This is a genomic window from Oleiphilus sp. HI0061, from assembly GCF_001635675.1.
In genome coordinates this window covers 1-2,063 of record NZ_LWFE01001313.1, presented here as the reverse complement: position 1 = coordinate 2,063, position 2,063 = coordinate 1, and the positions used below count along the sequence as shown (strand labels likewise).

Below are 2,063 nucleotides of genomic sequence, written 5' to 3'. Positions count from 1 at the left end.
GTTGGTCGTTCTAAAACATCTAACCAGTTCATCAAACATCACTCCGGCCACAAAAACACGTGGCCTGCGTTGGACGCACGATAGAGCCGTGCGCCGTTTATAAAAGCGTTAAATGTTTTTTTGCCTTAAAGGTTAAGGCTCAATATTCGGCAAGGAATGCACGTTTCTAATCTGGCATCTTTCCGTTTAAATTTTTAGGGTAGGTGGTACGGTTTCCAACTGTTCCGCTCCGCTGTTTAAGCTTCTCAGGTACATTTTAATTTGTAGAGGTTTCGTTGGTGGTGTGTTCCTAGGGAATCCGGTAAAGTCATCAACTCATATATTTTAGTCGCAGGCAGGTACTCAAGTTTCGCCTTCGGCTACACAACGTGGCGTTTGGGTTGTTGGGTGTATCAAAACATCTAACCAGTACATCAAAGATCGCCCAAACAAGTTTGGGCTGGACCGTCGCGACGCGCCGGCCCTTTATGTAAGCGTTAGATTTTTATAGGAGATAATATGGAAATTACACTATTGGTTTTGGCGGTAGTTGTTTGTGTAGCCGCTTTTTATTTTGGTAAGAAAGCTACTTTCGAATTCAATGAGCGTTGTGAACAGCAGTTCAATTTTCGGCCAATCAACCTTAAAAATATAGCAGTTTCTGCTTCACCGCTCATTATTGTTTTGTTGGGAGTCGGCTTTGATAATGGCCGGGGCAGCATTAATACAATTGCTTCAATTTTAATATCTGTGGCAATAATCGGTATTCTTTATAGGTATATAAAAACAAAAACATCGGCTTACATTGCAAGGGTGTCTATAGCTGTATTATTACTTTACGGTCTTGGTTTTGTGGCAATATTATTGTTATTGTTTTCTCTTTATATCGCAGATAGAAATAACGATGGCCGCTCAATTAACGAGAAAATGGGGCTGTTTTAATCTAACAAGTGTAGCCTGTCTCGCCCCAGCAAAAAGACGCTATGGCTGGACTTCGCTTCGCTCGGCCGCAGCTACAGGCGTTAAATGTTTTTTTTGCCTTAAAGGTTAAGGCTCAATATTCGGCAAGGAATGCACGTTTCTAATCTGGCATCTTTCCGTTTAAATTTTTAGGGTAGGTGGTACGGTTTCCAACTGTTCCGCTCTGCTGTTCAAGCTTCTCAGGCACATTTTTATTTGTAGAGGCTTCGTCGGTGGTGTGTTCCTAGGAAGTCCGGTAAAGTCGCCATCTATGGTGTTTTTGTCTCAAGGCAAGCACTTAGGTTTTAACGTGGTGTTTGGTTTAGTTGGGTGTTCTAAAACATCTAACCAGTTCATCAAACATCACTCCGGCCACAAAGAGACGTGGCCTGCGTTGGACGCACGATAGAGCTGTGCGCCGTTTATAAAAGCGTTAACTTTCCAGGAAGAGTATGAAGTTCGATCAGCCATTGAGGGCAATCAACAACAAACTGCCCAATAAGAAGCCTTCATACTATCTGAAGCTCTTAGTAGTGGTTGTCGTAAGCGCTATTTTGGTTTCAACTTTATTAATTGCCGCAGGTGTCAACGAGCGCATAAGCGGTAATGTAGGTGGTCTCATTGCGTTCCTGATTGTGCCGTGTTTTTTTGGGTATATGTTGGCGCATTTATACAACGTTGAACGCAAAGCATCGGATTCAGTAAACGTGTACCTGCCTCAACTCACAAGCTCAGAGTCTTTTAACAAAATTAGTGACGGCTTTAGTTCTTTTACGCGCTTTCTGTTAGTAATTTATGCATACTTATTACTAGTTCTAATTATTGCGTTACCGGTCATGGGAGTACTCAGTGCACTTGCAAGTTAACAAGGCAATCTTGCGGAACTCCGTGTGCTGTNACGTTTTGTGCGGAGCACAAAAAGCGCCATCCCACTCCGTCCGCAAATTGCGGCGTTAAATGTTTTTTGGCCTTTAGGTTTAAGGCTCAGTATTCGGCAAGGAATGCACGTTTCTAATCTGGCACCTTTCCGTTTAAATTTTTAGGGTAGGTGGCACGTTTTCCCACTGTTCAGCTCTGCTGTTTAAGCTTCTCAAGCACATTTGTATTTGTAGAGGCTTCGTTGG

The 2,063-nt window shown here is 42.8% G+C and carries 2 protein-coding genes; both read left to right on the top strand.

Annotated elements, in window-relative coordinates:
- The first annotated feature begins 498 nt into the window (after positions 1-498).
- Positions 499-921, top strand: coding sequence for a hypothetical protein (locus A3735_RS20770; RefSeq protein ID WP_068633967.1), 423 nt, complete (start codon positions 499-501; stop codon positions 919-921).
- A gap of 470 nt (positions 922-1,391) precedes the next feature.
- Entirely contained in the window at positions 1,392-1,805 is a 414-nt protein-coding gene (locus tag A3735_RS20765; protein ID WP_068633990.1) for a hypothetical protein, read from the top strand.
- Positions 1,806-2,063 lie beyond the last annotated feature (258 nt).